Source organism: Salmonella sp. NW38, from assembly GCF_051807745.1.
GTDB lineage: Bacteria > Pseudomonadota > Gammaproteobacteria > Enterobacterales > Enterobacteriaceae > Salmonella > Salmonella enterica.
Genome location: NZ_JAMMTO010000014.1, coordinates 94226 through 118314, shown reverse-complemented (window position 1 = coordinate 118314; position 24089 = coordinate 94226). Strand labels below are relative to the sequence as shown.

Annotated in this window: 16 protein-coding genes and 2 pseudogenes; 12 read left to right on the top strand and 6 right to left on the bottom strand. The window is 53.4% G+C overall.

Annotated elements, in window-relative coordinates:
- Window positions 1–24 precede the first annotated feature (24 nt).
- From NA624_RS21245 to gldA, 4 genes are all read left to right on the top strand, one after another.
- Window positions 25–1758, top strand: a complete 1734-nt coding sequence (locus NA624_RS21245; protein ID WP_001192092.1) for a phosphoethanolamine transferase CptA — start codon at window positions 25–27, stop codon at window positions 1756–1758.
- 160 nt (window positions 1759–1918) lie between these two features.
- Entirely contained in the window at window positions 1919–2755 is an 837-nt protein-coding gene (locus NA624_RS21240) for a helix-turn-helix transcriptional regulator (protein WP_000274598.1), read from the top strand.
- A 254-nt stretch (window positions 2756–3009) separates the two neighbouring features.
- On the top strand, window positions 3010–3672 hold the full coding sequence (fsa, locus tag NA624_RS21235; RefSeq protein ID WP_000424862.1) for a fructose-6-phosphate aldolase: 663 nt from the start codon (window positions 3010–3012) through the stop codon (window positions 3670–3672).
- Window positions 3673–3683: 11 nt separating this feature from the next.
- Window positions 3684–4787 (top strand): bifunctional L-1,2-propanediol dehydrogenase/glycerol dehydrogenase, encoded by a 1104-nt coding sequence (gene gldA, locus NA624_RS21230; RefSeq protein ID WP_000374041.1) that lies wholly within the window; start codon window positions 3684–3686, stop codon window positions 4785–4787.
- Between the two features lie 106 nt (window positions 4788–4893).
- Here gldA and katG read toward each other — a convergent pair whose 3' ends face one another.
- The 3 genes from katG to NA624_RS21215 form a co-directional block, all read right to left on the bottom strand.
- A complete protein-coding gene (gene katG / locus NA624_RS21225; RefSeq protein WP_000108100.1) occupies window positions 4894–7074 on the bottom strand; it encodes a catalase/peroxidase HPI in 2181 nt (726 codons plus the stop codon).
- 164 nt (window positions 7075–7238) lie between these two features.
- Window positions 7239–8129, bottom strand: coding sequence for a methylenetetrahydrofolate reductase (gene metF, locus NA624_RS21220; RefSeq protein WP_000007507.1), 891 nt, complete (start codon window positions 8127–8129; stop codon window positions 7239–7241).
- A 194-nt stretch (window positions 8130–8323) separates the two neighbouring features.
- Window positions 8324–9880: a bifunctional metallophosphatase/5'-nucleotidase gene (locus NA624_RS21215; RefSeq protein WP_000865245.1), complete on the bottom strand. Its 1557-nt coding sequence runs from the start codon at window positions 9878–9880 to the stop codon at window positions 8324–8326.
- Between the two features lie 135 nt (window positions 9881–10015).
- Here NA624_RS21215 and NA624_RS21210 point away from each other — a divergent pair, with 135 nt between their 5' ends.
- Both NA624_RS21210 and NA624_RS21205 read left to right on the top strand, forming a co-directional pair.
- Window positions 10016–11140: a hypothetical protein gene (locus NA624_RS21210; protein ID WP_001134815.1), complete on the top strand. Its 1125-nt coding sequence runs from the start codon at window positions 10016–10018 to the stop codon at window positions 11138–11140.
- A 234-nt stretch (window positions 11141–11374) separates the two neighbouring features.
- A pseudogene (locus tag NA624_RS21205) lies at window positions 11375–11805 on the top strand (hypothetical protein).
- Window positions 11806–11867: 62 nt separating this feature from the next.
- On the opposite strand, the gene metL reads toward NA624_RS21205, so the two are convergent.
- Window positions 11868–14300, bottom strand: coding sequence for a bifunctional aspartate kinase/homoserine dehydrogenase II (gene metL, locus NA624_RS21200; protein WP_000110808.1), 2433 nt, complete (start codon window positions 14298–14300; stop codon window positions 11868–11870).
- Between the two features lie 2 nt (window positions 14301–14302).
- On the bottom strand, window positions 14303–15463 hold the full coding sequence (gene metB / locus NA624_RS21195; protein ID WP_000197211.1) for a cystathionine gamma-synthase: 1161 nt from the start codon (window positions 15461–15463) through the stop codon (window positions 14303–14305).
- Between the two features lie 264 nt (window positions 15464–15727).
- On the opposite strand from metB, the gene metJ reads away from it, so the two are divergent.
- The 3 genes and pseudogenes from metJ (at window position 15728) to NA624_RS21180 (ending at window position 19155) form a co-directional block, all read left to right on the top strand.
- On the top strand, window positions 15728–16045 hold the full coding sequence (gene metJ, locus NA624_RS21190; protein WP_000852811.1) for a met regulon transcriptional regulator MetJ: 318 nt from the start codon (window positions 15728–15730) through the stop codon (window positions 16043–16045).
- 455 nt (window positions 16046–16500) lie between these two features.
- Window positions 16501–18291, top strand: coding sequence for an aryl-sulfate sulfotransferase (locus tag NA624_RS21185; RefSeq protein ID WP_000899650.1), 1791 nt, complete (start codon window positions 16501–16503; stop codon window positions 18289–18291).
- 200 nt (window positions 18292–18491) lie between these two features.
- Window positions 18492–19155, top strand: a pseudogene (locus tag NA624_RS21180) (TIGR02117 family protein).
- Between the two features lie 44 nt (window positions 19156–19199).
- Here the strand turns inward: NA624_RS21180 and rpmE are convergent.
- Window positions 19200–19412: a 50S ribosomal protein L31 gene (rpmE, locus tag NA624_RS21175; RefSeq protein WP_000715284.1), complete on the bottom strand. Its 213-nt coding sequence runs from the start codon at window positions 19410–19412 to the stop codon at window positions 19200–19202.
- 203 nt (window positions 19413–19615) lie between these two features.
- Here rpmE and priA point away from each other — a divergent pair, with 203 nt between their 5' ends.
- From priA to ftsN, 3 genes are all read left to right on the top strand, one after another.
- On the top strand, window positions 19616–21814 hold the full coding sequence (gene priA, locus NA624_RS21170; RefSeq protein WP_000109395.1) for a primosomal protein N': 2199 nt from the start codon (window positions 19616–19618) through the stop codon (window positions 21812–21814).
- A gap of 154 nt (window positions 21815–21968) precedes the next feature.
- Complete coding sequence (gene cytR / locus NA624_RS21165; protein WP_000841337.1) at window positions 21969–22994, top strand: DNA-binding transcriptional regulator CytR; 1026 nt, start codon at window positions 21969–21971, stop codon at window positions 22992–22994.
- 93 nt (window positions 22995–23087) lie between these two features.
- On the top strand, window positions 23088–24080 hold the full coding sequence (gene ftsN, locus NA624_RS21160; RefSeq protein ID WP_000068798.1) for a cell division protein FtsN: 993 nt from the start codon (window positions 23088–23090) through the stop codon (window positions 24078–24080).
- Window positions 24081–24089 lie beyond the last annotated feature (9 nt).

Below are 24089 nucleotides of genomic sequence, written 5' to 3'. Positions count from 1 at the left end.
TACGATTAAAGACAGGCTCTCATTATGCAATCCACATTACTCCAGACTAAACCCGCGTTTAGCTGGAAAGCCCTGGGCTGGGCACTGCTCTACTTTTGGTTCTTTTCCACCCTCCTGCAGGCCATTATTTATCTCACCGGATACAGTGGGACAAACGGTCTGCGGGATTCGCTACTGTACAGCTCACTGTGGCTGATCCCGGTCTTTCTGTTTCCAGGCCGCATCCGGGTTATTGCTGCCGTTATTGGCGTCGTACTTTGGGCCGCCTCGCTGGCGGCGCTGAGCTATTACGTAATCTACGGGCAGGAGTTCTCGCAAAGCGTGCTGTTTGTGATGTTTGAAACCAACGCCAATGAAGCCAGCGAATATTTAAGCCAATATTTCAGTCTGAAAATTGTTCTTGTCGCGCTGGCTTATACGGTAGCGGCGATTCTGCTGTGGACACGTCTGCGCCCGGTTTATATTCCATCCCCCTGGCGCTATCTGGTGTCGTTTGCCCTGCTGTACGGGCTGATCCTCCATCCCATCGCGATGAATACCTTTATCAAGCATAAGTCGATGGAGAAAACGCTGGATAGCCTGGCGTCACGAATGGAGCCCGCCGCGCCGTGGCAATTTATTACTGGCTACTATCAGTACCGTTTACAGCTCGCTTCGCTGAATAAACTGCTGAATGAAAACGATGCCCTGCCGCCGCTGGCTAACTTCCAGGACCACTCCGGCGATGCGCCGCGCACGCTGGTACTGGTGATTGGCGAATCGACCCAGCGTGGCCGTATGAGTCTGTACGGTTATCCGCGCGAAACCACGCCGGAACTGGACGCGCTGCATAAAACCGACCCCGGGCTGACCGTGTTTAATAACGTGGTAACTTCGCGACCGTACACCATTGAGATTCTGCAACAGGCGCTAACGTTCGCGGACGAAAAGAACCCGGACTGGTATCTGACGAAGCCATCGTTGATGAATATGATGAAACAGGCCGGGTATAAAACCTTCTGGATCACTAACCAGCAGACAATGACGGCGCGTAATACCATGCTGACCGTGTTCTCTAAGCAGACTGATAAGCAGTTCTATATGAACCAGCAGCGCACTCAAAGCGCACGCGAATATGACAGCAACGTGCTGGCGCCGTTTAAAGCGGTGTTAGCCGACCCGGCGCCGAAAAAATTCATTATTGTGCATCTGCTGGGAACGCACATTAAATACAAGTTCCGTTATCCAGAAAACCAGGGCAAGTTTGATGGTAAAACCGACCATGTTCCGCCGGGATTAAGCAGCGACGAACTGGAATCGTATAACGATTACGACAACGCGAACCTGTATAACGACTATGTTGTCGCCAGCCTGATTAAGGACTATAAAGCGACCGATCCGAACGGTTTCCTGCTCTACTTCTCCGATCACGGTGAAGAAGTGTATGACACGCCGCCGCATAAGACGCAGGGACGAAACGAAGATTCGCCAACCCGTCATATGTATACGGTGCCGTTCCTGCTGTGGACCTCAGAGAAATGGCAGGCAGCGCATCCGCGCGACTTCTCACAGGATGTCGATCGTAAGTACAGCAGTTCCGAGCTTATCCATACCTGGTCGGACTTAGCGGGCCTGACCTATGATGGTTACGACCCGACGCGTTCCATCACCAACCCGCAGTTCAAAGAGACCACGCGCTGGATTGGCAACCCGTATAAGAAAAATGCGCTGATTGATTATGATACGTTGCCGTATGGCGATCAGGTCGGTAATCAATAGCCTGTATGTTGCCCGATAACGCTAACGCTTATCGGGCCTGGCGTGCTTCTCTCCCGTAGTCCGGATAAGGCGCAAAGCGCCGCTATCCGGCAATAATCGCTTGAGGACATCGGTTTTCGACGTTACTGTTTCCTCTGTTTGCGATCGGCAGGGGATTATCATGTATCACGACGTCAGCCACCTTCTCTCCCGTCTCATCAACGGCCCGTTGCCGCTGCGCCAGATTTATTTTGCCAGCGCCAGCGGCCCAGCGCCGGAACTGGCGTACCAGGTGGATTTTCCGCGGCTGGAGATTGTGTTGGAGGGCGAGCTTACTGACATGAGCATTACCGCCCCGCTCATTCCTTGCGATGTTCTCTACGTTCCGGCTGGCGGCTGGAACATCCCGCAATGGCAAACGCCCGTCACCACCCTGAGCATTCTGTTTGGCAAACAGCAGTTAGGTTTCAGCGTGGTCCACTGGGACAGTCAGCAGCATCAAAACCTCACGAAACAGCACGTTGCGCGCCGCGGCCCGCGTATCGGCTCTTTCCTGTTACAAACGCTTAATGAGATGCAGATGCAGCCGCAAGAGCAGCAAACGGCCAGATTGATTGTCGCCAGCCTACTAAGCCATTGCCGCGATCTGCTCGGCAGCCAAATCCAGACCGCCTCTCGCAGCCGCGCGCTTTTTGAAGCCATTCGGGAGTATATTGATGAACGCTACGCCGCGCCGTTGACGCGCGAATCGGTAGCACAGGCGTTCTATATCTCGCCAAATTACCTCTCGCACCTGTTCCAGAAAACGGGGGCCATCGGCTTTAACGAATACCTGAACCATACGCGACTGGAACACGCCAAAACGTTGCTGAAGGGCTATGACCTGAAAGTGAAAGAGGTGGCGCACCGTTGCGGCTTTGTCGACAGTAACTATTTCTGCCGCCTGTTTCGCAAAAATACGGAACGCTCGCCGTCGGAGTATCGCCGCCAGTATCACAGCCAGCTAACGGAGAAATAATCCACACGCCAGTAAAGAGAATACAGTAGATAAAACGCGCATTTACTGGATTATTGTAATATCAATGCAAAAACCTCACTCCCCCACATGGCATACAACAGCACGTTATACGTTAATCATCACCAACTTGTGAAGTAAATCACACTTTACCAAGAGCATCACATTTGTCCAGTTTTTGGCAGATTTGTCACATAGCGCATCCGGGTCACGCTCCTTTATCCTGTCCATAACGAAAACTCACGAAGAGAAAGACTATGGAACTCTATCTGGATACCGCTAACGTAGCGGAAGTTGAACGTCTGGCGCGCATTTTCCCGATTGCCGGCGTCACCACCAATCCAAGCATTGTGGCAGCCAGCAAAGAATCTATCTGGGATGTGCTGCCCAGGCTGCAAAACGCCATCGGCGAAGAAGGCACTTTATTTGCGCAGACCATGAGCCGCGACGCGAAAGGGATGGTGGAAGAAGCCAAACGGCTGAATAACGCCATCCCCGGCATTGTGGTTAAAATTCCGGTGATCGCCGAAGGTCTTGCAGCGATTAAATTGCTGAAAAAAGAAGGCATCGTGACGCTGGGCACCGCCGTCTACAGCGCATCGCAGGGCCTGCTGGCGGCGCTGGCGGGCGCAAAATATGTCGCTCCCTACGTCAACCGCGTTGATGCGCAGGGCGGCGATGGCATTCGTATGGTTCAGGAGCTGCAAACGCTACTGGAACATCACGCGCCCGACAGCATGGTACTGGCGGCCAGTTTTAAAACGCCGCGGCAGGCGCTGGATTGCTTACTGGCAGGTTGCCAGGCGATTACCCTTCCTTTAGATGTAGCGCAACAAATGCTCAATACGCCTGCGGTAGAGTCAGCAATAGAGAAGTTTGAGCAAGACTGGAAAAACGCTTTTGGTAATCTGAACCTGTAGGAGAGAAATGTATGGATCGCATTATTCAGTCACCAGGTAAGTATATTCAGGGTGCAAACGTCATCGCGCGTCTTGGCGATTATTTAAAACCAATGGCGAACAACTGGCTGGTTGTGGGCGATAAATTCGTGCTGGGATTTGCCGAAGAGACGCTGCGCAAAAGCCTGACGGGTGCCGGTTTGTCAGTAGAAATCGCCCCGTTTGGCGGCGAATGTTCGCAAAATGAGATCGACAGGCTGCGCGCCGTCGCCGAGAAAAGTCAGTGTGGCGCCGTACTGGGTATCGGCGGCGGTAAAACGCTGGATACCGCCAAAGCGCTGGCGCACTTTATGAACGTCCCGGTCGCTATCGCGCCGACCATCGCCTCTACCGACGCACCGTGCAGCGCGCTCTCGGTTATTTATACGGATGCCGGTGAGTTTGACCGTTATCTGCTGCTGCCGCATAACCCGAATATGGTCATTGTCGATACGCAGATAGTGGCGGGCGCGCCGGCGCGTCTGCTGGCAGCCGGTATCGGCGATGCGCTGGCGACCTGGTTTGAAGCGCGCGCCTGCTCACGCAGCGGCGCCACCACAATGGCGGGCGGTAAGTGTACACAGGCCGCGCTGGCGCTGGCGGAGCTATGCTATAACACGCTGATCGAAGAAGGCGAAAAAGCCATGTTGGCCGCCGAACAGCACGTCGTCACGCCAGCGCTGGAACGCGTCATCGAAGCCAACACCTACCTGAGCGGGGTCGGTTTTGAAAGCGGCGGTCTGGCCGCAGCGCACGCGATTCATAACGGTTTAACGGCGATTCCGGATGCGCACCACTATTATCACGGTGAGAAGGTCGCTTTCGGTACGCTGACGCAACTGGTGCTGGAAAACGCGCCGGTCGAAGAGATCGAAACCGTTGCGGCGCTGTGCCATTCCGTTGGTCTGCCGATTACGCTGGCGCAACTGGATATTAAACAGGATATCCCGGCAAAAATGCGCACCGTCGCGGAAGCCTCCTGCGCAGAAGGTGAAACTATTCATAACATGCCTGGCGGCGCAACGCCGGATGAAGTGTACGCCGCGCTGCTGGTCGCCGACCAGTACGGTCAACGCTTCTTGCAGGAATGGGAATAAGGTCGGCTTGCAATGAAAAATCCCCGCAATTGCGCGGGGATTTTTTTGCCCGGTGGGCATATGAGACGGTAGGCCGGATAAGCGTTAGCGTCATCCGGCATAAGATTTACAACAGATCGAAACGGTCCAGGTTCATCACTTTCACCCATGCCGCGACGAAGTCCTTCACAAACTTCTCGTGCGCATCGCTACACGCGTAAACTTCCGCCAGCGCGCGCAGTACGGAGTTGGAACCAAACACCAGATCGGCGCGGGTCGCCGTGTATTTTACCTCGCCAGTCAGACGATCCCGGCCTTCGAACAGCTCATTAGATTCGTCGGTCGGTTTCCACTCGTAACGCATATCCAGCAGATTAGCGAAGAAGTCTGTACTGAGCACGCCCGGTCTGTCGGTAAAGACACCGTTCTGGCTGCCGTCAAAGTTGGTTCCCAGCACACGCATCCCGCCAACCAGTACCGTCATTTCCGGCGCGGTCAACGTTAACTGCTGCGCTTTATCAATCAACAGCGATTCGGTCGTCGACACATCCAGACGCGCACGATAGTTACGGAATCCATCGGCAATCGGTTCAAGCAGCGAGAACATCTCGATGTCGGTCTGATCCTGACGCGCATCCACCCGGCCCGGCGCAAAAGGTACGCTGATGCTGACACCCGCAGCAGCGGCCGCCTGCTCGATACCAACCACGCCCGCCAGCACAATAATATCGGCCAGCGAAGCTTTATTCGTCGTTTTCTGGATCTCTTCTAATACCGGCAGAACGCGAGCCGCAACGGCGTTGACCTCCCAGTCGCGCTGAGGCGCTAATGCCAGACGCGCGCCGTTAGCGCCGCCACGCTTATCGCCGCCGCGGAAAGTAGACGCGGATGCCCAGGCAACCGAAACCATCTCGCTAATAGAAAGCCCGGATGCAGCGATCGCCGCTTTCAGGTTGATAATGTCTTCCTGCGTTGGCTGGTAGAACGGTTGCGGCAATGGGTCCTGCCAGATCAGATCTTCTTTCGGCACTTCCGGTCCGATGTAACGCGCTTTTGGTCCCATATCTCTGTGCGTCAGTTTGAACCAGGCACGAGCAAAGGCTTCATTAAAGGCCTGCGGATCGTTAAGGAAACGACGGGAAATCTTCTCGAACTCCGGATCAAAACGCAGCGTCAGGTCGGTGACCAGCATGGTTGGCTTACGTTTTTTCGACGGATCGAACGGGTCCGGGATGATGTCCGGCGCGTCTACCGCTTCAAACTGGATAGCGCCGGCCGGACTACGGGTTTGTACCCACTCATATTTGAACAGGTTCTCGAAGAAATAATTGCTCCACTGGGTCGGCGTCTGCGTCCAGACCACTTCCAGCCCGGAGGTGATAGCATCCGCGCCAACGCCGCTACCATAGCTGCTGGCCCAACCTAAGCCCTGCGCTTCAATCGGCGCGGCTTCCGGATCGGCCCCTACATGGGATGCCGCTGCCGCGCCGTGGGTTTTACCGAGGGTATGCCCGCCAGCGATCAACGCCACGGTTTCTTCGTCGTTCATCCCCATATTGCCAAAGGTAGCGCGAATGGCGGCGGCGGCAGAAAGTGGTTCGCCGCTGTGATCCGGCCCTTCCGGGTTAACGTAGATAAGGCCCATCTCGGTCGCGCCCAGCGGCGCTTTTGCCAGCGCTTCAGGGTGTCGGTGAGTCAACCAGGCTTTTTCATCGCCCCAGTTCACATCCAGATCCGGTTCCCAGACATCTTCACGCCCGGCGCCGAAACCGAAGGTACGGAAGCCGGAGTTTTCCAGCGCCACGTTACCCGCCAGAATAAACAGGTCGGCCCAGGAAATTTTCTGGCCATATTTCTGCTTAATCGGCCACAACAAACGACGCGCCTTATCCAGGCTGACGTTATCCGGCCAGGAGTTAAGCGGCGCAAAACGCTGTTGACCACGACCCGCGCCGCCACGACCATCAATAGAACGGTAGGTGCCAGCGCCATGCCAGGCCATACGAATAAACAAACCGACATAGCTGCCCCAGTCGGCGGGCCACCACGGTTGTGAATCGGTCAGCAGCGCCTTGAGATCCCCTTTCAGGGCGGAGTAGTCTAACTTGCTAAACTCTTTGCGGTAGTCAAAGTCTTCACCCAGCGGGTTAGAACGGTTGGAATGTTGATTCAAAAGATCCACACGAAGCTGGTTCGGCCACCAGTCGCGGCTGGCTGTCCCTGCGCCTGCGCTTCGGTCATGCCCCCCCTGATGGAAAGGACATTTTCCAGTGGATAACGTGTTATGGGTATCGTCGGTCGTGCTCATATCTCAGCTCCCTTTTGAAGTGTTACCGTTACGATATACACCAGGAGCAAATAGATATAGTTGAATTAATCCACAGATTCGATAGCTAATACCTTTTATATTTTTAGTTACAGAGATGTAGATCAATATGAGGTGTAATAAAGCTCCCGGCAGGGAGCTGGAGGTTATAAACCCGGTCTTACGCCAAGTGTGTGGCAAATGGCATAACTCATTTCCGCACGATTCAACGTGTAGAAGTGGAAATCCTTCACTCCTTCGCGACTTAAAATTTTCACCATGTCCATCGCAATGTTAGCGCCCACCAGCTTGCGGGTTTCTGCGTCATCATCCAGCCCCTCAAACATCAGTGACATCCAGGACGGAATGCGGACATTGGTCATATCGGCAAATTTTTTCGCCTGTTTAAAGTTAGACACTGGTAAAATGCCGGGAATAATTTCTACGTCGATACCGGCGGAAACACAGCGGTCGCGAAAACGCAGGTAGCTTTCCACATCGAAGAAAAATTGGGTTATCGCGCGGTTAGCGCCAGCATCCACTTTACGCTTCAGATTAAGCAGATCGGCCTGCGCGCTTTTCGCTTCCGGATGTACCTCCGGATAGGCCGCTACTGAAATATCGAAATCGGCCACCTCTTTGAGCAAACCAACCAGATCGGCGGCGTACATCTCCGGCTTACCGCTGCCCGGCGGCAAATCGCCGCGCAAAGCAACAATGTGGCGGATACCGTTATTCCAGTAGTCGCGGGCGATGGTGCGCAGCTCATCGCGCGTGGCGTCAATACAGGTAAGGTGCGGCGCGGCCTCAAGCCCAGTACGCTCTTTAATGCCTTTAATAACGCTATGAGTGCGGTCACGTTCTCCAGAGTTGGCGCCATACGTTACCGAAACAAACTTCGGTTTCAGACTGCTCAGGCGATCGATGGAGTTCCACAGGGTTTGCTCCATTTCACTGGTGCGCGGCGGGAAAAATTCAAACGAAACGTTAATCTGACCCTGTACTTCCGCCAGGCTCTGATTCAGGGCTTCCCGCTGGTTGGCGTGAAAAAAGCTCATACCTTACCTCATCAATCGCATGTTATTATTTGTTGTGTTGTAAACATCTATCCGTTTAGACGTCCAGATGTAAAAATGACGGAAAAGCAGAAGGACGTCAACTGAAAAATCACGCCAAAGAATGAGGAATATTCAGCAAAGTTGAATTTTCTTCATGTCACGCCGCGACACTGAACGCGCCGCGGCAGGGGAAATTACTTCTTCACATCCGCAACGCGCATCCCTTTGAGCTGCTCATCCGTGATGGTGTTGCCCGCCTTAAAGTAATCAACTATCGCATTCGACACATAGTAGCCGCCGGAGGTATTCCGCGCCTGGCCTTCCGTGAACGCCGCAAAACCATCGCCGCCGTCGGCAAGGAAGCTGTTGGTGGCGATGTGATAAACCGCCGCATCGTCAATCGGTTTGCCATTGAGCGTCAGCACGGTAACCCGCTGACCGATAGGTTTGCTGCTGTCATACTTCATCTCCAGCCCTTTAGACACCTGCAATACGCCGTTGCTTAATCCGGCGCCATGCTCCATCAGGCTGCGCAATTGTTTACCGGTTAAATCCATCGTGACCAGTTCATTAGGGAACGGGAAGGTACTGATTACCGCCCCCATCGTCACCGCGCCAGCCGGGATTTCGTTGCGGATACCGCCAGAGTTAGTAAGCGCTAACTGGGTGTCTTTCCCCGCCGTAAAAAGCAGCGCATCCGCCGCCAGATTCCCCAGCGACGACGATTCGCCATACGCGCGGGTCAGCTCAACCGGCGACTGCGCCACCGTCTGCTGCACGACTTTATCGAGCTTTTTGTTCCAGCCGTCGATCACCTGTTTCGTTTGCGGATCTGGCTTCCACTCATCAGCAAAAATGGTCTTCAGCTCGAAGTTCTTCACGGTAAACTGATGCGGCTTTTCCTGGTAGTCCAGCACCAGTTTGCCGACATCAATGCCGCCGCTGTCCGTTGAGAGGATCAGCGTATTGCCGACTTTAATCGGTTCCGGCGTACCGACATGCGCGTGGCCGGTAATCAAAATATCCAGCCCTTTTACCTGACTTGCGGTCTGAATATCTTTATCCAGCGCGCGTCGCACATCGGTATTCCCCATGCTGGACTGGCGGGCCGGGGTGCCCTCGTGGATCAGCGCGACGGTCAGATCGACTTTACCTTTAAGTTCATCAATGTAACGTTGCAGCCACTTAATCTCATCGCGTGCCTCAATGCCCACGCGCGTCGCGGCAGAAACCGTATCATTAAAAGCAAAGACACCGTGTAAGCCGATTACGCCAATCTTGACGCCATCTTTTTCAACAATGGTGTACGGCTTATCCCAGAAGGGTTTACTGCTGTCCTCATAAAAAATATTGCCCTGTACGATAGGGAATTTCGCCCGGCTAAGTTGCAACAATGTATTGTCCCAGCCATGATCGAACTCATGATTACCGATAGTGGCAGCGTCATACTGCATGGTATTCAAAATATCGATAATCGCTTTACCCTTCGTCAGGCTGCTGATATACGGTCCGGTAAAGTAATCTCCGGCATCAAAAAACCACGTCGCCTTATTTTTGGCTTTTTCCTGCTTCACCAACGTGGTGATATTGGCCCAACCGCCAATATCGCGTTTACCGTCAGCAATCCACGGCACTTTATAAGGCTCCACATGGGCGTGTAGATCGTTGGTGTAAATAATGGTGACATCTTTAGCGCAGGCCCAGAACGGCAGCGTGAACAAAATACCGGCAGCAAGCAGTTTTACTTTCATAAATAAGTCCCTTTCAGTCATATAAAGATTCGCTACGTTACGTTCTGAAAGGTTTTTTTATGTGAGAGTCCTCACACCCGCGTACCGTTTTATGAAGGCAGAATCAACGACCTGCCAAAATCGTTGGTAAAATGTATGCCGCCTCTGTTCACCATTAATGCCTGCAAAAGCGCTGGTTGTCGCAATCTTGGGCTGCCTGACTCGCCGGATTATGTGTGGCCGGACTATCGCCTGGGTTATCCGGCATTGCATTGTCGAGCCTGCGGCAGTTATCCACCGCTCTTCAACGAGGGGGAATTTCGCCGCTGGGCGTCTGCTTATATCGCGCAATATGCCAAAGAGCATGGTCACTTTTGCCCCGACTGCTATCAAAAAACATGGATTCGTTATGGACGTAATCCCGGCGGAACGCAGCGACTTCAGTGCCAGTACTGTAAGAAGGTCTGGACGCCAAAACAGCACGCGCTGAATGTCGCCGAAACGCCGGAACAGATTTGCAGTATTCCGCTGCTCGTACCGTTTCAGGGAGCGAATGCCTTCCAGCAATTGTACTTTTTATTCAGTTTTGACGCTGTTCGCGGCAATGTTCTTCACCTTTCCAGCAATTTCACGTTACTTTCTGCCGGAAAGAGTTTGCATTACCACTGGAAAGGAATTGCGCCGCCCGAGGGTGAGGATGGCGATATTATCCACCGTATCGCCATTAAAGAACGGCAATTTTTACAGCGCAGTCAGTTCGATGAGATTCAGTATGGCCCGGCGGCGCTTAAACGTAACGCGCAAGGAACAATACTTCGCCCGGTCATTACGGCGCATGGTCATTTTCGGGTGCTGAAAAACCGCTTTCCTGATGTCACGACACACATCATTGCCCATGAGTGTTTTTTGCGCGGCGCGGTCATTACGGCATGGGCGGAGCGGTTTCGCCAGCGTCTCTCCTCGCTGTGGTTCGTTGAGGAAGAGATAAACGATGACGATTGCCGCGCAGAGTGGCAACTGTTAGGCAAAACATGGCAGGGATGGTGGCAAAATCAGTGGCAACTCTGGGGGCAAGGTCACAACCGCAAAATGGTCTGTTCGTTAACTGGTTCCCACTTAGAACAAGGTGTCGCCGTTAATCTGGCGGCCAGTCGCCGCTTTGTTACCTGGCTATGGCAACAACCTGAATTCCAGCAAAGCGCCCACTATTCCGCCAAACGCGTCACGCAAATTCTGTATTTGCTGACGGAAAAATATAACTCACAATGGAATCACATTTAACCCAATGATGTAATGCCACGCATAAAAAATCACAGAATATCATTCAGGAGGCGTTATAGATTTAATCACCTCACATCCTGCTTTTACACGCTGAAAAAGAATAGAACTATTTGATAAAATGGCCCTTCGTTTTAAGTTAAGATCGGCTATAAACGTTGTTCACATAATCAATATTTATTATCAAGTTAAATAGTTCTATACATTCTTATTTTCTATGGAAAACAAGGGATAAATATGGAAATTACTTTACCGTCAATGTCAGATAAAAAATGGACCTGCGCCGATCTCCTGAGTAGCTATCGATTCTGGGGGATCACTTTTTTCTTTTTGGTGCTCTCTTTTATCAGTTCGCTGGGATCGTCGTATGGTCTTTATTTTTGGAGTAAATCACTGTCTATTCCAGCCGATCGTATTGGTGTTATTCTCGTTTGCGTAAATGGCCCATCTGACGTAGTCAGGCTTATCATAGCACAGCAATATTGTGTCTGACGCTTAGCGGCGAAATCCGAACATTGCTGGCGAATGCAAACGAAAATACGGGGATAAAGAGCGGCTGGGCGCTATTTTGGGCCTTGCTGTTCCCCCCTGTCGGCATAGCCATTATTCAGGCGAAGATGAACCGATTTATCGTCGCCAATGCAGAAAACGCATCTGACGAAGAATAAACAGATACCCCGGTTTGCCCGCTGCCGGATCTGGCGAAGCCGCTATCCGGCAGGCAGGCGTATTACAATAGCTGCGCCAGGCGGTTGATGTCAGACTGAATCGCCCCGGCGGTCACATCGCGACCCGCGCCCGGCCCACGGATCACCAACGGGTTATCGCGATACCAGCGGCTTTCAATAGCAAAGACATTATCGCACGGCAGCAACGCCGCCAGCGGATGTTCCGGACGCACCGCTTCAACGCCGACGCGCGCTTTGCCATTGGCGTCGAAACGCGCCACATAACGCAACACCAGCCCCAGTTCGCGGGCTGCTTCCAGACGCTGTACCATCTGTTCATTCAGCACGTCGCCGTTTTCGAAAAAGTGATCGATAGACCCTTCTTCACAGTGCGCCGGCACCAACGATTCTACACGCACCTGATCCGGCTCGATGTCGTATCCCGCCTCGCGCGCCAGAATCACCAGCTTACGCATGACATCTTTTCCGGAAAGATCGACGCGCGGATCGGGTTCGGTCAGCCCCTGCTGCCAGGCCTGATCCACCAGATCGGTAAACGGCACCGTGCCGTCAAATTGCAGGAACAGCCAGGATAGCGTCCCGGAGAAGATCCCGCTGATCGAGAGAATCGTATCGCCGCTGTCAATCAGATCCCGCACAGTGTGGTTGATCGGCAATCCCGCGCCCACGGTGGCGTTATACAGCCAGTAACGCCCGGTTTTTTCAAACGCGTCATGAATCTGGCGATACTTATCGCTGGCGCTTGCGCCCGCCAGTTTATTGGCGCTAATCACATGAAAACCGTGGCTGGCGAAATCAAGGTACTGATCGGCCAGTTGCTCGCTTGCTGTCACATCCAGCACCACTAAATCATCATACGGATGCGCACGCATCCACAGGAATAGCGACTCTTCGTCCTGCTCAACGGCTTCATCATCAAAGAATGCCAGCGCGCGGCTGGCGTCCAGCCCTTCATAATTCAACAGGCTACGGCGGCTATCCACCACGCCCGCCAGCACAAATTCAAAACCAGTACGCGCGGAAAGCGTGCTTTGTTCACGGGCAAATAGTTCCAGCCAACGGGAGCCGATGTTCCCCTTACCGAACAGCATCAGGCCAATGCGTTTTTCGGCGCGGAAAACAGACTGGTGCAGCCCCTGAATCAGGCTCTCAGTCGGGCCGGTACGCAGCACCGCCACCAGACTGATGCCCTCCTCCGACTGCCAGGTAAACTCCACTGGCTGACCTTTCAACTGCTGCCAGAAGCGATGGCAGTGTAGCGGATTGCGAGTGACGCCCGCACCGACCATCGCCACCAGCGCCAGCCCCTGCCGCAGGCGCAATTCGCCCGGCAGCCCGACATCGTCGAGGAGTTTCAGTACGCTATCCGCTACCTCGGCGGTATAGCAGAACTGTAATAACTGGCGATCGCGATGCACGCCCACCGCCAGCGGACGCACCTGCGCCCGTTTTAAAATGTGGTCGAGCTCTTTATGCGCCAGCCTGAAATCCTGGCTGGCGGGCACCTGAAACTCAATCAGACAGATATCATCGTGACTGGTCACGATACGCGCGCCCGTCCCGGAAGCCAGCACCCGTTCAATTCGGGTTGAACCTTGATCCGGCGTGTAGCTACAGCGCAACTGCAAATCGATATCGCTGCCGGACACTGGCTGTAGCGTGCGGGCGTGCAGAACAGGCGCCGCCAGACGCGCCAGCTCGCTGGCTTCGTCCAAACGCAGCAACGGCAGCAGGCAGGCATCTTTCACTTTGCGCGGGTCGGCACTATAAACGCCCGCGACATCGCTCCAGATGGTCACGCGGGAAACGCCCGCCAGCGCGCCGATTTGCGTGGCGGAATAGTCGGAACCGTTCCGGCCTAACAGGACCGTTTCGCCGTCATGATTGCGGCTGATAAAGCCGGTCACGACCAGACGTTTGCCAGGATGCTGCGCCAGTAGCTGTTGCAATAAAGGATAAGATAGCCCTTCATCAACCTGCGGCTGTGCGGCGCGTTCGGCGCGTAAAAATGCGCGCGCGTCCAGCCAGGCGGCATCCAGCCCCTGCTGATTCAGGACGGCGGACATCAATCTCGCCGACCAAATTTCGCCGTGTCCGACAATCTCGGCATAGACGGCATCCGTTACGCCGCCGTCGAGCAAGGCGGCAAGACGTTCCAGATCGCTGATAAAAGCGCTGGTTAAGTCATCTGCCGCGTCGGCGGGAAGCAGCCCGCTAATCAGATCGCACTGGTAGCGGCGTAACGTCTGTAATACCTGATGCGCAGAAAGGCGATCGGTCTGGCTTAACTTGAGCCAGCTAATCAACTGGTTGGTGGTACTGCCTGCGGCGGACACTACCATCATATCGTCAGGCTGCGAATACTCCGCCATAATGCCTGCGACACGCAGGTAACACTTCACATCCGCCAGACTACTGCCGCCAAATTTATGCAGTTGACGACCTTTCGCCCCTGCCTGCGCAATCACACTCATGTTTACCCCTTGTTTGCAGCCCGGAAGCCATTTTCCAGGTCGGCAATTAAATCTTCGCCATCTTCAATACCGGTGGAGATACGCAGTAGCGTTTCGGAGATCCCGGCGGCGGCACGCGCCTGCGGCGACATACCGGCATGCGTCATGGTGGCGGCGTGCGAGATCAAACTTTCCACTCCCCCTAAAGATTCCGCCAGCGTAAACAGCGACAGCCCGCCCAGAAAACGACGCAGCGTCTCCTCATCCCCATCCAGTTCAAAACTCAACATTGCGCCAAAGCCTTTTTGCTGGCGCGCGGCAATTTCATGCCCCTGATTTTCCGGCAGCGACGGGTGATACAGTTTTTTCACCAACGGCTGGGTTTGCAGGTAATCCACAATCGCCTGCGCGTTGCGCTGCGCCAGCTCCATACGCGGCACCAGAGTTCGCAAACCACGCAGCAGCAGATAACTATCAAACGCCCCGCCCGTCACGCCAATATTATTCGCCCACCACGCCAGTTCAGTGACCATTTCCGGATCTTTAGCAATCACCACGCCGGCCACGACATCCGAATGACCGTTGAGATATTTCGTGCATGAATGCAACACCAGATCGGCACCCAACGCCAGCGGATTTTGCAGCGCCGGGCTTAAAAACGTGTTATCAACGACGCTCACTGCGCCCGCCTCGCGCGCCAGCCGACAGATTTTCGCAATATCCACCACGCGTAACAATGGATTACTTGGACTTTCTACCAGCACCAGCTTCGGTTTTTCTTCCAGCGCCGCCTGTAAGGCGCGTTCATCGCCCTGATCGACAAACCGCACACGATAACAGCCGCGTGTCGCCAGACTGTCAAACAGACGATAACTGCCACCATAGCAATCATGCGGCGCGACCAGCAGATCGCCCGGCTTGAGGAAAACGGTGGTGACCAGATGAATCGCCGACATGCCGGTATTCGTCAATACCGCGCCCGCGCCGCCTTCCAGTTCCGCTAATGCGCGCTGAACCACATCACGCGTGGGATTACCGCGGCGGGAATAATCATGCGCGCGCGGCTCATTGAAACCGGTAAAGTTATAGGTACTGGAGAGATGGATTGGCGGCACAACGCAGCCGTATTGCTCGTCGTCGTTTAATCCGCTACGCACTGCGATAGTGGCCTGTTTACGCGTCATATGAAGATATTCCTGGCTGAGTCGGTGAAAGTCAGGCCACAGATTAACCACTACCACAATAGACGTCAATACATCTGGACATCTAAACTTCTTTGCGTATAGATTGAGCAAACCGCAAATAGCCGTTAAAATTATATGCATTAGCGCACATCTGCGACCGCTAACTTCGTGTCAGGGCCGCGCCACTACGGTAAACTACGCGCGATTATGGTCCGGGCTCAGGTTCAGACCTCAATATTAATGACGAAGAGGATTAAGTATCTCATGGCTGAATGGAGCGGCGAATATATCAGCCCATACGCTGAGCACGGTAAGAAGAGTGAGCAAGTCAAAAAAATTACGGTTTCCATTCCTCTGAAGGTGTTAAAAATCCTCACCGATGAACGTACGCGTCGTCAGGTGAACAACCTGCGCCACGCCACCAACAGCGAGCTGTTGTGTGAAGCATTTCTGCACGCCTTTACCGGGCAACCCTTGCCGGATGATGCCGATCTGCGAAAAGAGCGCAGCGATGAAATCCCGGAAGCGGCAAAAGAGATCATGCGTGAGATGGGGATTGACCCGGAAACGTGGGAATACTGATAGCAAAGCATGCGGTCAGAACGCCTCTGGCCGCGCTTTTTTAACGATTCCCGCCGTACACGGCTATCTCCGACATTTTTCTAAATGTTCATCTTCCCGAATAGCCCTCGGTGGATAAATTTGTCAGACATGATAAGTTTCTCTTCGTTATTTTCCTGAAAAAATTCCCGGCATGCCATAACCGATATAATTTTATTATATTTAAACTTCCAATCTTTATTTAAAGTTTCACGTAGCAAAGCGCACATGAATAATAATACACCACCATATATTTACTGAACAAATAGTATAACGATGAGTATTGTTAAAAAGACCATGGACACCTCATATTTGTGACCAACATCATTATTCCCCTCCGCGGATTGTTTTACTTTTTTAAATGTTTTTTCATCTCCGATAAATAAGAAGGTTAATATACATTCATTTTATCGATAATATCGAATGGGGAAATAAATATGTTATTTACAAGGAAAGTCTTATCTGTATTATGCTGCCTGTGTTTGAGCGGCAGCGTTTTGGCCTCAGGCGTTTTAGACCCAAACAGGCCAATGGTCGCATCAGCAGATGTCATTCCAGTACATGAAGGGCCATTAGGTATGGTCGATGTCGCTCCCTACGGCGGCGTTTTCCCATTAACAGCAATCATTAATAAAGCCAATCATAATGTACAGGACGTGAAGGTTACCGTTTTAGGGAAAGGGGAAAAAGGCATCCCGATCAGTTATGATGTCGGCCCGCAGGCTATAAATACCCATGACGGCATACCTGTATTTGGCTTGTATCCAGATTATGTCAATAAAGTTAAAGTTGACTGGACTGAAGAAGGTAAAAAACAAACTTATACGTGGTCCATTTACGCCGCACCGGTATCATTACCCTCTACTACCGGGCAAACTGCCGTTCTTCCTACGGTAGAACCGGTTAAAGTCGATAGCTCGCTTAAAAATCGCTTATATCTTTTTAACCATATAACAGGGATGCCAAGAGCCGGCCACATTATGCATGTCGCAGGCGGCGCGGCAAACTGGGATTATACCGGTATCAACTGGATTAGCGATACGAATGGCGATGTTCGCGGCTATATGAATATTGATAAATTCCGTAACCAGGATGATATAACGCGCTTTGGTTCCATGATGAGCTTCCATCAGGTTAACGATGGCAATCTTATTTTTGGCCAGGGTCAACGTTACTTTAAATATGATTTCTTAGGCCGCGTTATTTCCGATAAACGACTGCCAAAAGGATTTATTGATTTTTCGCACGCCATTACCGAAACGCCGAAAGGCACCTACCTGCTGCGTGTCGCAAAAGAAAATTATCCATTAAATGGTAAATACACCATCAATACGGTACGTGATCATATTCTTGAAGTTGACCAGAACGGCGATACCGTCGATTACTGGGATCTGCCAAAAATCCTCGACCCCTATCGTGACGACGTTATTCTGGCGATGGATCAGGGAGCGGTATGTTTGAGCGTCGATGCCGAACATTCCGGTCAGGTCATGACCAAAGAGCAGCTTGCAAAGCAACCCTTCGGCGATATCGCGGGTTCCGGCCCGGGCCGCAACTGGGCGCATGTCAACTCCGTCAGCTACGATCCTCGCGACGACAGCATTATCATTAGCTCGCGCCACCAGTCTGCCATCATCAAAATTGGTCGCGATAAAAAAGTGAAATGGATACTTTCCGATCCATCCGGCTGGAAAGGCGAACTGGCGAAAAAAGTGCTGAAACCCGTAGACAGCAACGGTAAACCGCTGACCTGCGAAGCGCACCACTGCGACGGTGGATTTGACTGGACATGGACACAACATACCGGTTGGTTAGTGCCATCCAAAAGCACCGGAGGTAAAACCGTCGTGACCGCCTTTGATAACGGCGATGCGCGCGGCATGGAACAACCGGCCATGCCGTCAATGAAATATTCCCGCGGCGTGGAATATCAGATTGACGAAAAAAATATGACGGTTTCCCAAATATGGGAATATGGTAAAGAGCGCGGTTTTGACTGGTACAGCGCCATTACTTCCGTCACGGAATATCGCCCGGAAACCAAAACGATGCTCATGTACTCGGCTACAGCGGGAATGAGCGGTACAAAACCGATCGTTTCCGTTCTGGATGAAGTCAAAGACGGTACTCAGGATGTGATGCTGGAGCTAAAAGTACACAGTAACCGTGCCGGTATGCTGGGTTATCGGGCGCTGATTATCGATCCAGAGCAGATGTTTAAAAAATAAAGCGAGATAGTAAAAGTAAAACAGGCGGAAGCTAACTTCCGCCTGAATGGTTAAAACGTATTGTAGTTATGACATTCGCCTTATTGCCCTCGAAGAGGAATGCAAAAATATCAATGAATTACCAATCCGGCACCGACCCGATAAACGCAGCGTCATTAGACAAACGCCACAACATACCGCGCCTTTGCTGGTGATATGTCATGAAAAATCTCTTTATCGCCTGGTTAAGTTTACTGCTATATGGCTGCACAACCTTTCCACAAGCCGTAAAACCTACGACAGGCGGACATCCCTCCCCGACGGAAATCTATATCGTCAGTCATGGCTGGCACACGGGAATTATTGCGCCGGCCCATGATGTTAATACCGTTCTGCCACAGCTTAAAAAACGGTTCGCTCAGGAGACGCAGTGGTATGAAATCGGCTGGGGCGATAAGGGCTTTTATCAGTCACAAGAAATAACCACCGCGCTTACGCTCCAGGCCATGTTCTGGTCATCCGGCGCGGTTATGCACATCGTCGCCTTTTCCGGTAAACCAGAACGCTATTTCGCCGGTAGCGAGATAAAATCACTGCTCCTGCACACAAACCAGCGTAACAGTCTGATGCGTTATCTGGGCCGCAGCTTTGCTGCGTGACGCAGAGGGTAATCTGATTCCGTTAAAACAAGGAATTTACGGCGATAGCCAGTTTTACGCCGCGAATGGCCGCTACGGCATACTCAATACCTGCAATAAATGGACAGCGAAGGGGCTGGAAAGCGCGGGACTGACTATAAATCCTTCGTTAAAACTCACGGCAGGAAGCGTAATGAAAGCGATTACGGATCACAGAATGTGTCTGAACAAATACTGTTATCCCTAGAAAACAAAAAAAGCGCCCTGCGGCGCTTTTTTTCTGGCGGTAACTTATTTGCTGCCAGGGATGCTGAAGCGCTTGTTGAAGCGCTCAACACGACCACCGGTATCAACAACACGCTGCTTACCAGTGAAGAACGGGTGGCATTTGCCGCACACGTCCAGGTTCAGGTCGTGACCCACGGTAGAGTGGGTTTTGATAACATTACCGCAAGAACAGGTTGCAGTAATTTCTACGTAATTCGGGTGAATACCTTTTTTCATGGGGAACCTCAGTGTAAGGCCGCGTCGCTCTTCCAGCCCTAACGCCAGACACCACGCGAAGTTAATAGTAAAGGGTTTGATGCTCACAACACGCACCAAAGGCGGCGAATCATACAGAATTTGACCACCGTATGCAAACTGATCCGCGCTCCCTTATCGTAATGTGTATACTACCCGACGAAATTTCAAGTCAGGAAGATGCTATGTCCGTCGCGCACGTTGCCTTGCCCGTTCCGCTTCCCCGAACCTTTGATTACCTGCTGCCGGAAGGCGGGGTCGCCAAAGCCGGGTGCCGCGTGCGCGTGCCGTTCGGCAAGCAGCAAGAGCGCGTGGGCATTGTCGTCTCGGTTAGCGACCACAGCGAATTGCCGCTCGATGAATTAAAATCGGTCATTGAAATCCTGGATAACGAGCCAATCTTTTCTCCCTCCATCTGGCGCTTACTCCTCTGGGCGGCGGATTACTACCACCATCCCCTCGGCGACGTTCTGTTTCACGCTCTGCCGGTTTTATTGCGTCAGGGAAAACCAGCCAGCAACGCGCCCCTATGGTATTGGTTCGCCACCGAAGAGGGGCAAGCCGTCGACATCAACAGCCTGAAACGCTCCGCCAAACAACAACAGGCGTTGGCGGCGCTGCGGCAAGGAAAGATCTGGCGCTATCAGGTAGCCGAGCTTGATTTTACTGACGCCACGCTGCAAACGCTGCGGCGTAAGGGGCTTTGTGAGCTTGCCAGTGAAACGCCCGCGTTTACCGACTGGCGGGAGCATTATGCCGTCACAGGAGAGCGCCTGCGGCTGAATACCGAACAGGCGACAGCAGTCGGCGCGATTCACAGCGCGTCGGACGGTTTCTCCGCCTGGTTGCTGGCAGGCGTAACCGGTTCCGGCAAGACCGAAGTGTATCTGAGCGTACTGGAAAACGTCCTCGCCCAGGGCAAACAGGCGCTGGTGATGGTGCCGGAAATCGGCCTGACGCCGCAAACGATCGCCCGTTTTCGCGAACGTTTTAACGCGCCGGTGGAAGTGCTGCATTCCGGGCTAAACGACAGCGAGCGTCTTTCGGCATGGCTGAAAGCGAAAAACGGCGAAGCGGCGATTGTCATCGGCACGCGCTCCTCGCTGTTTACGCCGTTTAAAAATCTTGGCGTGATTGTCATCGACGAAGAGCACGACAGCTCTTATAAACAGCAGGAAGGGTGGCGCTACCATGCCCGCGATTTGGCTGTGTATCGCGCCCATAGCGAACAGATCCCGATTATTCTCGGCTCCGCCACCCCAGCCCTGGAAACGCTATGCAACGTGCGGCAGAAAAAATACCGGATGCTGCGTCTGACGCGGCGCGCAGGCAACGCCCGCCCAGCCCTGCAGCATGTACTGGATTTAAAAGGCCAGCGTCTTCAGGCGGGACTGGCGCCCGCCCTTATCGCCCGTATGCGCCAACATCTCCAGGCCGACAATCAGGTAATTTTATTTCTTAACCGCCGGGGATTCGCGCCCGCGCTGCTTTGCCACGACTGCGGCTGGATTGCGGAGTGCCCGCGTTGCGATCACTACTACACGCTGCACCAGGCGCAGCATCATTTACGCTGTCATCACTGCGACAGCCAGCGTCCGGTACCGCGTCAGTGCCCCTCCTGCGGCTCCACACATATGCTACCGGTTGGGTTAGGGACGGAACAACTGGAGCAGGTGCTGGCGCCCTTCTTCCCCGGCGTGCCGATCTCACGAATCGACCGTGATACCACCAGTCGTAAAGGCGAGCTGGAGCAGCATCTGGCGGAAGTTCACCGCGGCGGAGCGCGCATTCTGATAGGCACACAAATGCTGGCGAAAGGCCATCACTTTCCGGACGTCACGCTGGTGGCGTTGCTGGACGTCGATGGCGCGCTTTTTTCCGCAGATTTTCGTTCGGCGGAACGCTTCGCCCAGCTCTACACTCAGGTTTCCGGCCGCGCCGGGCGCGCGGGTAAACAGGGCGAAGTGGTGCTCCAAACGCACCATCCTGAGCATCCCCTGCTGCAAACGTTACTGTATAAAGGCTATGATGCGTTTGCGGAACAGGCGCTGGCGGAACGGCAAACGCTCCAGCTTCCACCGTGGACCAGCCACGTCATTATTCGCGCAGAGGATCACAACAATCAGCAGGCGCCCGTCTTTCTCCAGCAGTTGCGTAATCTGATTCAGGCCAGCCCGCTATCAGACGATAAGCTGTGGATCTTAGGTCCGGTTCCGGCCCTCGCGCCAAAACGCGGCGGCCGCTATCGCTGGCAAATTTTACTTCAGCATCCTTCACGGATTCGCCTGCAACACATCATCAGCGGCACGCTGGCGTTGATCAATACGCTCCCTGAAGCGCGGAAAGTTAAATGGGTTCTGGACGTCGATCCGATTGAAGGATAGTCCTCACGATGCGAGGCGGATCGTAAAATTAAAGATCCATCACACTTTTTATGAAAATTCTGTAACCGCTTCCACGCACTATCTGATAAAAATGTTTTCGATGAGTGTTACCAGGGATAGATCTGCGCCAGCAGTTCCCAGGCGAGGAGAAAGAGTGAAATCGAACAAGCAGGTTACTGCCGCTACGATGAAGGATGTTGCGTTGAAGGCGAAAGTCTCTACGGCAACCGTATCCCGCGCGTTAATGAACCCCGATAAAGTCTCCCAGTCGACCCGTAGCCGGGTTGAACAGGCCGCGCTTGAAGTGGGTTATTTCCCGCAGTCGATGGGGCGAAATGTAAAACGCAATGAATCCCGTACGATTTTGGTGATTGTCCCGGATATTTGCGATCCCTTCTTCAGTGAAATTATCCGTGGTATCGAAGTGACCGCGGCAGAACAGGGGTATCTGGTGCTGATTGGCGATTGCGCCCATCAAAACCAGAAAGAAAAAACCTTTCTTAATCTCATCATCACCAAACAGATCGACGGCATGGTACTTCTCAGTTCCCGACTGCCCTTTGACGCCAGCGTTGAGGAGCAGCGCAATTTGCCTCCGATGGTGATGTCGAATGAGTTCGCGCCGGAGCTTGAACTGCCGACGGTACATATTGATAACCTGACCGCCGCGTTCAATGCCATGAACTACCTGTTGGATTTGGGCCACAAGCGGATTGGTTGTATTGCGGGGCCGGAAGATATGCCGCTCTGTCACTATCGCTTACAAGGTTACGTACAGGCATTAAGGCGCAGTGGCATTGTGGTCGATCCGCATTACATCGCCCGTGGCGACTTTACCTTTGAAGCCGGGGCAAACGCATTAAAGCAGTTGCTTGAGCAACCGTTGCCGCCTACCGCCGTCTTTTGTCATAGCGACGTAATGGCGCTGGGCGCCCTCTCCTGGGCCAAGCGCCAGGGTCTGAAAGTGCCTGACGATCTGTCGATTATCGGCTTTGACAATATCGCGCTGGCCGAGTTTTGCGACCCTCCGTTGACAACCGTGGCGCAGCCGCGTTTTGACATTGGTCGCGAGGCGATGCTGCTGTTGCTCGATCAGATGCAGGGGCAAAATGTGAGCAGCGGCTCGCGTTTAATGGATTGCGAGCTGATTATTCGCGGTTCTACGCGCGCTTTACCCTAAAGTAAATAGCTTTAAGACTCACCTGTCTGGTCAAAGGCCCGCCGCTTCAGTAACATGACGGGCTGACGAACGAATAAATACAGCGAAACGATAGTGGCACAACGAGATTATGTACGTCGCGGCCAACCGGCTCCTTCGCGGCGCAAAAAGAGCACCTCACGGAACTCACGGAAGAAGCAAAGCAACATGCCTGCCGTCTCGCCGGCAATGGTCGCGATTGCGGCAGCCGTCCTTGTGACCTTTATCGGCGGTCTGTACTTCATTACTCACCATAAGAAAGAAGAGTCCGAAACGCTACAAAACCAGAAAGTCACCGGCAATGGGCTTCCGCCAAAACCGGAAGAGCGCTGGCGTTACATCAAAGAGCTGGAAAGTCGCCAGCCGGGCGTGCGTACGCCAACGGAACCGTCCGCCGGCGGCGAAGTCATGAATCCGAATCAGCTCACCAGCGAGCAGCGTCAACTCCTGGAGCAGATGCAGGCGGATATGCGTCAGCAGCCGACGCAACTTAACGAAGTGCCGTGGAACGAGCAGACGCCAGAACAACGCCAACAAACGCTACAGCGCCAGCGTCAGGCGCAGCAGCAGCAGCAGCAGCAGCAGCAGCAGTGGGCTCAAACGCAGCCTGTTCAGCAACCACGCACGCAGCCGCGGGTAAACGAGCAGCCGCAAACGCGCACGGTACAGTCCGCCCCGGCGCAACCTGCGCGCCAAAGTCAGCCGCCGAAGCAGACGGCCTCGCAGCAACCTTATCAGGATTTGCTGCAAACGCCGGCGCATACCAGCGCGGCAGCGCCGAAAGCCGCACCCATTACGCGCGCGCCTGAAGCGCCGAAGGCGACAGCAGAGAAAAAAGATGAGCGTCGCTGGATGGTGCAATGTGGTTCATTCAAAGGCGCCGAGCAGGCAGAAAGCGTCCGCGCTCAGCTGGCGTTTGAAGGCTTTGACTCCAAAATCACCACCAATAACGGCTGGAATCGCGTGGTTATCGGGCCGGTGAAAGGTAAAGAAAATGCCGACAGCACCATTAACCGTCTGAAGATGGCGGGCCATACAAACTGCATTCGACTCGCCACCGGGGGTTGAAACCCTCAA

Coding starts and splice junctions, on each gene's coding strand:
- NA624_RS21215 (WP_000865245.1), bottom strand. CDS start 9,880: ATGAAAGTAAAACTGCTTGCTGCCGGTATTTTGTTCACGCTGCCGTTC.
- metB (WP_000197211.1), bottom strand. CDS start 15,463: ATGACGCGTAAACAGGCCACTATCGCAGTGCGTAGCGGATTAAACGAC.
- NA624_RS21240 (WP_000274598.1), top strand. CDS start 1,919: ATGTATCACGACGTCAGCCACCTTCTCTCCCGTCTCATCAACGGCCCG.
- metJ (WP_000852811.1), top strand. CDS start 15,728: ATGGCTGAATGGAGCGGCGAATATATCAGCCCATACGCTGAGCACGGT.
- fsa (WP_000424862.1), top strand. CDS start 3,010: ATGGAACTCTATCTGGATACCGCTAACGTAGCGGAAGTTGAACGTCTG.
- priA (WP_000109395.1), top strand. CDS start 19,616: ATGTCCGTCGCGCACGTTGCCTTGCCCGTTCCGCTTCCCCGAACCTTT.
- gldA (WP_000374041.1), top strand. CDS start 3,684: ATGGATCGCATTATTCAGTCACCAGGTAAGTATATTCAGGGTGCAAAC.
- NA624_RS21210 (WP_001134815.1), top strand. CDS start 10,016: ATGCCGCCTCTGTTCACCATTAATGCCTGCAAAAGCGCTGGTTGTCGC.
- metF (WP_000007507.1), bottom strand. CDS start 8,129: ATGAGCTTTTTTCACGCCAACCAGCGGGAAGCCCTGAATCAGAGCCTG.
- NA624_RS21245 (WP_001192092.1), top strand. CDS start 25: ATGCAATCCACATTACTCCAGACTAAACCCGCGTTTAGCTGGAAAGCC.
- metL (WP_000110808.1), bottom strand. CDS start 14,300: ATGAGTGTGATTGCGCAGGCAGGGGCGAAAGGTCGTCAACTGCATAAA.
- katG (WP_000108100.1), bottom strand. CDS start 7,074: ATGAGCACGACCGACGATACCCATAACACGTTATCCACTGGAAAATGT.
- rpmE (WP_000715284.1), bottom strand. CDS start 19,412: ATGAAAAAAGGTATTCACCCGAATTACGTAGAAATTACTGCAACCTGT.
- NA624_RS21185 (WP_000899650.1), top strand. CDS start 16,501: ATGTTATTTACAAGGAAAGTCTTATCTGTATTATGCTGCCTGTGTTTG.